The 8,032-nt window shown below is 56.0% G+C and carries 12 protein-coding genes; all 12 read left to right on the top strand.

The genetic code is table 11. The features are described from left to right. Window positions 1–27 precede the first annotated feature (27 nt). A complete protein-coding gene (locus N037_RS12465; RefSeq protein ID WP_032641288.1) occupies window positions 28–243 on the top strand; it encodes a hypothetical protein in 216 nt (71 codons plus the stop codon). A gap of 55 nt (window positions 244–298) precedes the next feature. After that, window positions 299–622: a hypothetical protein gene (locus tag N037_RS12470; protein WP_032641290.1), complete on the top strand. Its 324-nt coding sequence runs from the start codon at window positions 299–301 to the stop codon at window positions 620–622. Then, window positions 619–1,617, top strand: a complete 999-nt coding sequence (gene traU, locus N037_RS12475) for a conjugal transfer pilus assembly protein TraU (protein ID WP_032641291.1) — start codon at window positions 619–621, stop codon at window positions 1,615–1,617. Before N037_RS12470 ends, traU begins: the two co-directional genes overlap by 4 nt. A gap of 10 nt (window positions 1,618–1,627) precedes the next feature. After that, window positions 1,628–2,251, top strand: coding sequence for a type-F conjugative transfer system pilin assembly protein TrbC (trbC, locus tag N037_RS12480; protein WP_032641294.1), 624 nt, complete (start codon window positions 1,628–1,630; stop codon window positions 2,249–2,251). Continuing rightward, window positions 2,248–4,110 carry a type-F conjugative transfer system mating-pair stabilization protein TraN gene (gene traN / locus N037_RS12485; RefSeq protein ID WP_032641295.1) on the top strand — a complete coding sequence of 621 codons (1,863 nt, stop codon included), beginning with the start codon at window positions 2,248–2,250 and terminating at the stop codon, window positions 4,108–4,110. The genes trbC and traN overlap by 4 nt, the downstream gene beginning before the upstream one ends. Then, a complete protein-coding gene (gene traF / locus N037_RS12490; protein WP_032641297.1) occupies window positions 4,107–4,889 on the top strand; it encodes a type-F conjugative transfer system pilin assembly protein TraF in 783 nt (260 codons plus the stop codon). Before traN ends, traF begins: the two co-directional genes overlap by 4 nt. Window positions 4,890–4,898: 9 nt before the next feature. Next, window positions 4,899–5,387: a hypothetical protein gene (locus N037_RS12495; protein ID WP_032641299.1), complete on the top strand. Its 489-nt coding sequence runs from the start codon at window positions 4,899–4,901 to the stop codon at window positions 5,385–5,387. Further along, a complete protein-coding gene (locus N037_RS12500) occupies window positions 5,384–5,602 on the top strand; it encodes a hypothetical protein (RefSeq protein ID WP_032641301.1) in 219 nt (72 codons plus the stop codon). The genes N037_RS12495 and N037_RS12500 overlap by 4 nt, the downstream gene beginning before the upstream one ends. After that, window positions 5,592–6,203 (top strand): F-type conjugal transfer protein TrbB, encoded by a 612-nt coding sequence (gene trbB / locus N037_RS12505; protein ID WP_032641303.1) that lies wholly within the window; start codon window positions 5,592–5,594, stop codon window positions 6,201–6,203. The genes N037_RS12500 and trbB overlap by 11 nt, the downstream gene beginning before the upstream one ends. 17 nt (window positions 6,204–6,220) lie before the next feature. Further along, window positions 6,221–6,484 (top strand): hypothetical protein, encoded by a 264-nt coding sequence (locus tag N037_RS12510; protein WP_032641305.1) that lies wholly within the window; start codon window positions 6,221–6,223, stop codon window positions 6,482–6,484. Continuing rightward, window positions 6,481–6,885, top strand: a complete 405-nt coding sequence (locus tag N037_RS12515) for a hypothetical protein (protein ID WP_032641306.1) — start codon at window positions 6,481–6,483, stop codon at window positions 6,883–6,885. The genes N037_RS12510 and N037_RS12515 overlap by 4 nt, the downstream gene beginning before the upstream one ends. Further along, window positions 6,878–8,032: conjugal transfer pilus assembly protein TraH (traH, locus tag N037_RS12520; RefSeq protein ID WP_032641308.1), on the top strand; the 1,155-nt coding region annotated here is incomplete at its 3' end. The genes N037_RS12515 and traH, both read left to right, overlap by 8 nt.

Here is an 8,032-nt window from a genome sequence, read left to right on the forward strand (position 1 = left end):
TCCGATTAACCCCGACCAGGTAACGCCATGAAAAAAGACCCTGATACTGAAAAGGGCCAGAATGTTACAGCCGTTCGTCATGATGAAAAATCGGCTTTACGGCTTAAGGCCATTCTTGCAGAAAATCCCCTTTATTATCCCTCAATAGTGTTAAGAGCTGGCTTGCTGGCTCTTGAGGATATGTCCAAAGACCAGCGGCTGGCATTCATCATGAAAGCGGCCGACAAAACCAAAAACTATTAATCCTGTTTTAAGCCCTCCCGCCGTCCGGTGGCTGCGGCACTCCCGGAGATACCCCATGACTCACCCTGAATCTGTCAGGCCGGTGACGGTTACCCGTGACCGCAATGGCTTCTGGACGCACCCTCATTATTTTGCACCCGCCAGTGATGAGGCCACGCAGACTGAATTTGGCGACTGGATGCGCCGGCACAATCTGACCTGCGCCACCCGCTGGATGGAAAACGACGCGCCTCCCCAGGTGATTGCCGACTGGGAAAAGGGGAAACAAAACATCAGTGACTGGCTCCCTTCCGCGCCTCAGGGCGAAGGCTGGTTCATCGGCTCCATTCATGACACTGAGGACGGCCCGGTCTGTGTGTGGCTGCGGGAGGTGAAATGAAGCGTTTCTCATGGCTTGCCGGTGTGATGCTGATCCTGCTGTCCTGGATGCCAGCTCAGGCAACGGCCGCAGCCAGCAACGCGGGTGATGGCCGCTGGGTTAACCCGATAAGCGATGTCTGCTGGAAGTGTCTGTTTCCGATGACGCTCGGTAATATTCAGCTGGCCGCCGGTCCACAAAAGGATACCAACAACCCGGCTTCGCCGATCCAGATTTGTCCATATGGTGTGTTTTATCGTATCGGTCTGGCCATCGGGTTCTGGGAGCCAATGGCGATGGTGGACGTAACCCGTGAGCCTGGCGTCATGGTCAACATGGGCGGCTTTAAAATCGATCTCGGACGAACGGGAACGGGAACCGCAGGGCAGAGTGACCGGCCCGCTGCCGGCACGTTCTACCATGTTCACTGGTACAAATACCCGCTGATTTTCTGGCTGAACATCATCACCAGCCTGGGGTGTCTGCAGACCGGCGACATGGATATTGCCTATCTCTCCGAAGTTGATCCTCTCTGGAATGACAGCACCCTCTCGATGCTGATTAACCCCGAGGCAGCGCTGTTCGGCAACCTGATCGCTCAGGGGGCCTGTGCTGCTGACGCAGCTGCATCATCAGCTGGCCTCCCTCTGTCGCCGCTGTTCTGGTGCGCAGGTAGTCAGGGTTCTATCTACCCGCTAACAGGCTTTACCAGCGGTGAGTTTTCTCCGCTCGAGGCCTCTCTGCTGGTCGGAGAGCGAATGGCCTTCAAGATGCATCGTGAGGGACTGGTATGGAACTCCGTGGGCGCGGACGTCGCCGTATGTAACCAGTATCCATCCCCGATCATCCCGAAAGAGCGATGGCGATACCAGATGGTAAACATGTACCCCGAACCGGGCAACTGCCATCCCTTCGGGGCCAGCACGCAGCTCTGGGGCACAACGCATAACTCTCCATCCTCCAAAAAGAACTTCGGCTACCTCTTCTGGCGCAAACGTAACTGCGTATTCCTTTAAGGACATGACAATGAAAAACGCTTATCTCCGGGCGCTGACGATCAGCGTCATGATTGCTTTCGCGCCGCTGGCCCTGGCGAGCGCCCAGACCGATATCTCCGTCTCCGACCATAGCTGGATCAAAGGTCAGCAGGATGCGCTGACAGCGATGAAGGAAGACCTGCAGGGGCATCCGGCGGCCGCACCCGTCTTACCGCAGCAGCAACTGGACCTGATTAACCGCCTGCAGGGCGATATCGCAGCCCAGACCAACAAGATGGGCGAAAAAGATACGTTCCCGGCTATTTACTTTGTGAGCCTCGGTATTCCACGTGAAGGTCTGCTGCCCATGCTGAAGGATGCCCGCCGTTACAACATTCCGCCAACGCTGCGCGGCCTGGTTAATAACGACATGCGACAGACCGCGGCGGCAATGTTTGAGCTGAGTAAGGAGGACAAGGACGCTGGCGTGCAAATCGATCCAACGTTGTTCACTCAGTACAACATCACCACGGTACCCGCCCTGGTGGTGACCTGCCCTGGCCACTATGACGTAATCAGGGGAAGCCTGCCCCTGCAGCAGGCTCTCGAAAAAGTGGCAGAAAGTGGTGATTGTGCGGCAACGGCACGCCATCTTCTGGAGGCCGACAAATGAAAAAACTGCTTTCAACGGTGCTGATGCTTTTCCCGCTTCTGGCTGGCGCAGCTGATCCTGCCTTTGAGGCGGGAGCGAGCTTTGGCAAAGGCAATGCTTCCGCCGGGACGGGAGCCCTGAAAAATCCAGGGACCGTCACAGGCGCAATACCAGGCTATACCGCTAACCCACCGGAGAAAGGGTATTACGGTGGCGTGGATGGCGGCGACGGTGGGCTCGCCAACAAAGGGCAGGCCGCGCTGCAGGGCAATGACGCAGCGCAGTCGGTTATCAACTCCGGAAAAACGAACCCGACGCCCGCCATTGACCCGAACGCACCTTTCATCACTATCGGTAAAAATGCGGAAGCTGGCGCTGACGGTGTGCTAAACGGGACCGCGAACCAGTGTAAGGAGGTCACGGTATCGAAAACAACCTTTGAAAATTACACCTGCGATAAAGATGTGGCCTCAGTTGAGGCCTGTACCCGCACAGCAGTGGCGGGCGGGCATGTAGAAAAAACAACTGAACAGAAGACCATCACAATTGATAAACCGATGTGGAACTGGACCTATGACAATGACAAACGCGTCTATTTCACGTTTACCTCCCCTTATTCAGGACCGGTTATCAGTGCTTCGCTGGCCATACATTTCAACGATAAGAATATGTATTACCAGTTAACCTGGTGGGGTGTTGATCAAGAGTCAGTTGCCAAAAGAGACAACTCGTGGGTTCTTCCTGGTGCTGCAGGTGCAGTGCTGGCAGAGGGACAGCCTTCACCGCAAGGTGTGATACTCAATAAAAACTGTCTTAATGGAAACCAGGGGCGATGCAGAGAATACGCAAGAAAAACCTATGACTGGCTGAACAGTGGTGAGGCCACCATGACCGTAACATTGACCATGATCGCGACAACAGAGAAGTGGGTTCCGGAAGTTAACTGGTCCTCTTCCTGTGGCCTGGATATGTCGAAGGCGCAAAAAACCACGTCAACATGCACCTCTCCGGGGGGAAATAAAACCATTGTTAACAATGGCCAGAGCTATGACGTTTATAGCGACTGCTGGGAGTACACCGATAACTATGTCGTACCGTCAGACTCCACGGGAACCTGCGGAACGCTGATGACGAATCCGTCCTGTACGGCGGCAGGAACAACCTGCACCGAGTCGACCGACGGGCAGTGTACCCATATGAGCTACACCTACCAGTGTCAGACCACTCATCAGTCTGGCGGCCTGGTTTGCGGCGGCGACTACATCTGTAAGTCAGGCGAGTGTGACGACACCAATGGTGCCGGAAGCAGCGGTTTTGATACGGCTGTGGCCAAACTGGCAGGTCTTGCCTCGGCAGCTGAAGATGCAAAAGACGCCAGCAGTACCATTGAAGTTAAAGCCTTCACGGGGAAAGCCATGCGCTGCCGTAAGGCCTTTGCCGGTTTCTCTAACTGCTGCAAAGACTCTGGCTGGGGGCAAAGTGCCGGACTGGCCGCATGTGATGATGAAGAAAAGGCTATAGGGAAGGCGAAGGCGAAGAAAATTACCGTCAGCGTCGGCGAGCGGTGCGATCGCAAGGTGCTGGGTGCCTGCATCCAGAAAAGTCAGGTCTACTGCGTCTTTGACGGCAAGCTTGCCCGCATCATTCAGGAGCAGGGGCGTCGCGACCAGCTGGGCGTTAAGTTCGGCAGCGGCGACAGTCCGAACTGTCGGGGAATCACCGTCCCGGAGCTGCAGAGTATCGACTTCGACAAAATCAACTTCTCTGACTTCTACGAGGATTTGATGAAGAACCAGAAAATCCCCGATACCAGCACGCAGGTCCAGCAGATTAAGGAGCGCATTGCCGCGCAGGTGAATCAGCAGGGAGGTGGTAAATGAAGCGTGTCCTCTGTGGCCTGCTTATGGCGCTGACGAGCCATACGGTGATGGCCGAGGAGATTGTGACGCCGGCAGAGCCGTTCACCGGCTGGTCCTGGTACAACGAGCCGAAAAAGCCGCCGGAGCAGCCCAGAAAGCCACAACAGCCTGCACCGCAGGCCATTCCGGATCTCAGCAAAATGTCCCCTATGGAACAGGCCCGGGTGCTGAAAGGATACACACAGGAGGCGCTTAACCGCGCCATCCTGTTTCCCTCCCGGGAAAACACGGCGACGTTCCTGCGCTGGCAGAAATTCTGGACCGATCGGGCATCGATGTTCAGCCAGTCCTTTGCGGCGGCGCAGCTGAGCCACCCGGACCTCGACTACAACCTGGAGTATCCGCACTACAACAGCATGGCGCCGTTTATGCAGACCCGCGACCAGCAGACGCGGCAGAGCGCCGTGGAGCAGCTGGCGCAGCAGTACGGTCTGTTCTACTTCTACCGGGGCAGTGACCCGATTGATGTGCAGATGGCGGGTGTGGTGGCGGACTTTGCGAAAACCAACGGGATTTCGCTTATACCGGTATCGGTTGATGGCCAGGTGGCAGCCTCCCTGCCGCAGAGCCGTCCGGATACGGGGCAGTCCCGGTCAATGAATATTACGCATTTCCCGGCGCTCTACCTTGTTGACCCACGAAGCAAGAATTACCGCGCGCTGTCTTACGGCTTCATGACGCAGGATGACCTGTCGAAGCGATTCCTGAACGTGGCCACCGGCTTTAAACCCAATTCCTGAGAGCCTTTTATGACAAAAACACTGTTTACCCTCATCCGCGATGCAGGGCGGGCGGCCCTGTATTCCTTTGTCCTCGGCCCGGCACTGATGCTGTATGTGTTTGTAATGCTGGCGGCGTCAGACGGCTCACTTTCCCGGCAATTCCTGACGACCTTTCATCACCTGACTGAGGGGGCGCCTGCCGGCAAGGTGATGGGCTGTGTTAATGAAAATGTGGCAGGAAGCTTCTCGCCACCTGAACCCGGAGAGTCATTAAAGCCTGTGCCTCCTGCCTTAGCGAAAGCACCGCCTGAAGTGTTGTGTCAGCGTGGCCCTGTGGACAGCGATTCGTGGGCGCGTGCGACAGATGCAACGTTGCTCAACACCTGGATTATCTCGGTGATGTTTGGCTTTGGAGTGTGGTTTGTATTCCGAGGCCTGAACCTGGCCGCCCGAAAGAAAATGTCACCAGACTTGCATTCGGTTCTGGCACGGCAGAACAAGGAGACACACGAATGAACCCCGCTATTCTCGCAGGACTGATTTTCTGGGGCACGATGGCGCGCGTACTGAGCGAGCTGATGACCTGGTCCGTGGAACATACGCAGCAAGGGCTCTTGTGGCTGTGTAATGGTATGTGGGCCGGGGCGGCTGGCATGGTGGTGTATGCCGTGTATCGCTGGTTCCGTTACGAAAGAGGGCAGGCGCATAAGGAAGCCGATCATGAACGTTAAATCCGTATTCACTGCGCTCCTGTTATCCCTGCCCCTGCTGGCAAACGCCGGTGCGCGTGAGGAGTTAATGGCGCTTGAAGCGACAAAAACAGCTTCTTCCGCTGATGCTCCAGCCATCACCGCCTCCACCATTCCGGTACCCACGCCAGCCAGCCTGATGGCGCTGCCGGACGGACGTCGGGCTAACATGAAAGATTATGCCGTGGTGCTCTTTATGCAGGCGCACTGCCAGTACAGCGCTAAGTTTGACCCGCTGCTGAAGGGCTGGGCTGATGAGCATGCCATCAGGGTGTACCCGTACGCCCTTGACGGCGGCGGGGACGTATCTTACCCGACCCCGATGATCCCGCGTAAGACGGACCCTAACTCTCCCATCGCAGATGAGATTGTCACCTTCTTCGGAAACGGTTTGCCGATTGCGACACCGACGGCCTTTATGGTCAACGTCAACACCCTGAAAGCCTATCCACTCACCCAGGGCGTGATGGACATCCCCGCACTTGAAAGTCGGATGGCCAGCCTGATTCAGGCAGACATGGATAACGTCGATCCGAAGATGCTGCCGCCAATGCCGGCAAGCGCGCAGGTCACCCCTCAGTAATACAAACGGACTACAAAATGACGACAAACACGTATGCGTTATCGCGTACCGAGCGCGTGTGGCTGTTATTCAGCGTGACGCTGCTTGTGTCCGCAGCATTCTACGGGGTGCTCGCCCACCGGGTGGTCAGCGTTATGGACCGCCCTGAACTGACAACCTGTCTGCAGGACTTTCCGGTTCTCCTGCTAATCTCGCTGAGCATCGGATTCTTTTTCACCGTCACCGGGCTTTACGTCTGCCGGCAGACCCTGGCCAGGAAACCCCGGGAGGAGATTGCATGAGGCTTACCAGACTGAAGACGCTTATCCGAAACCAGGCTTTCGCGATAGTGAAAGACTGTAGTGCGGATACGGAAGCCCGAAAATGGACGGATTTGTTAACTCTGAAACTGTTTTATGCCTTAATTTATACCGTCGTAGTCGAAAGGGTATACGTGAAGTGCGCCATCACAACGCTCAGTGCGATGTCCGTTGACCGCGCCGAACAGTTTACGCTCTCGCTTCTCATCCACTATCCGCAGTACCTGCTCTGGAGCGTTATCGGCGCGATTTGCGTGCTCATAGCGGTGAATTTACTCGTCTGCAGCTGGTTCTGTCTGGCCAGATATCTTTGCCGCAAAATTAACCGTGCTGACAGCCCGGCAGGCAAGAATACGCAAGCTGTGGAGGTGCCAAATGATTAAGGCGCTTATTACGGCAGGGGTCGTGTTCTTCTCAGGCCTGGCAGCTCTGCCTGCTCAGGCGGACGTCAACGGCGATCTGAACGGTTTCTTCAATAATCTGGGCTACAGCGGCAACGTGACTCAGGCGCAGGCATGGCAGGGGCAGGCGGCAGGGTACTTCTCCGGTGGCTCGGTATACCTCCGGAACCCCGTAAAAAACGTCCAGCTGATCTCGATGCAGCTGCCTTCCCTTAACGCCGGCTGCGGCGGTATCGATGCCTATCTCGGGTCGTTCAGTATGATCAGCGGCGAGGAAATCCAGCGATTCGTGAAGCAAATCATGAGCAACGCCGCCGGCTATGCTTTCGACCTGGCCCTGCAGACGATGGTACCGGAGCTGAAGCAGGCTAAAGACTTCCTGCAGAAACTGGCCAGTGATGTTAACTCCATGAACATGAGTTCATGCCAGGCTGCGCAGGGCATCATCGGCGGGTTGTGGCCAGTGACGCAGGTCTCCCAGCAGAAAATCTGCCAGGACATTGCCGGCGAAACCAACATGTTCTCCGACTGGGCGGCTTCCCGTCAGGGCTGTACCGTCGGAGGACAGGGCGACAAAGTCACGGCTAAAGCCGGTGATGCTGAGAAGGATCAGGTGCTGAAGAACAAAAACCTTATCTGGGACACCCTCAGTAAGAATGGCCTTCTCGGCAATGACCGCGCGCTGAAGGAGCTGGTCATGAGTACCGTCGGCTCCATCATTTTCAACAAGAATGGCGATGTGACAATTCTGACGCCACTGGTTGATAACCGCGACCTGATTAAAGTCCTGATGCGCGGAGGAACGGCGAAGGTCTACGGATGTGACGAATCCGATCTCTGCCTGGGTCCTGTTGTCACCAATCTGACGATTTCTGAGTCCAACGCTCTGGTCACGCTGGTTAAAAACCTGATGCTCTCAATGCAGAGCAAGCTGGTCGACGATATTGCGCTGACCGACCAGGAAAAAGGCTTTGTGAACACCACCTCTGTACCGGTGCTGAAGTATCTGACTAACGCCCAGAGTATGGGGATGAGCGCCACGTACCTTCTGCAGGTTTCCGACTTCATTGCCCAGGACCTAATGATTCAGTACCTCCAGGAGCTGGTGAAACAGGCAAGCCTGTCTCTG

It is taken from the genome of Enterobacter sp. EGD-HP1 (assembly GCF_000733275.2).
Taxonomy (GTDB): domain Bacteria; phylum Pseudomonadota; class Gammaproteobacteria; order Enterobacterales; family Enterobacteriaceae; genus Enterobacter.

Coding starts and splice junctions, on each gene's coding strand:
- N037_RS12465 (WP_032641288.1), top strand. CDS start 28: ATGAAAAAAGACCCTGATACTGAAAAGGGCCAGAATGTTACAGCCGTT.
- N037_RS12470 (WP_032641290.1), top strand. CDS start 299: ATGACTCACCCTGAATCTGTCAGGCCGGTGACGGTTACCCGTGACCGC.
- traU (WP_032641291.1), top strand. CDS start 619: ATGAAGCGTTTCTCATGGCTTGCCGGTGTGATGCTGATCCTGCTGTCC.
- trbC (WP_032641294.1), top strand. CDS start 1,628: ATGAAAAACGCTTATCTCCGGGCGCTGACGATCAGCGTCATGATTGCT.
- traN (WP_032641295.1), top strand. CDS start 2,248: ATGAAAAAACTGCTTTCAACGGTGCTGATGCTTTTCCCGCTTCTGGCT.
- traF (WP_032641297.1), top strand. CDS start 4,107: ATGAAGCGTGTCCTCTGTGGCCTGCTTATGGCGCTGACGAGCCATACG.
- N037_RS12495 (WP_032641299.1), top strand. CDS start 4,899: ATGACAAAAACACTGTTTACCCTCATCCGCGATGCAGGGCGGGCGGCC.
- N037_RS12500 (WP_032641301.1), top strand. CDS start 5,384: ATGAACCCCGCTATTCTCGCAGGACTGATTTTCTGGGGCACGATGGCG.
- trbB (WP_032641303.1), top strand. CDS start 5,592: ATGAACGTTAAATCCGTATTCACTGCGCTCCTGTTATCCCTGCCCCTG.
- N037_RS12510 (WP_032641305.1), top strand. CDS start 6,221: ATGACGACAAACACGTATGCGTTATCGCGTACCGAGCGCGTGTGGCTG.
- N037_RS12515 (WP_032641306.1), top strand. CDS start 6,481: ATGAGGCTTACCAGACTGAAGACGCTTATCCGAAACCAGGCTTTCGCG.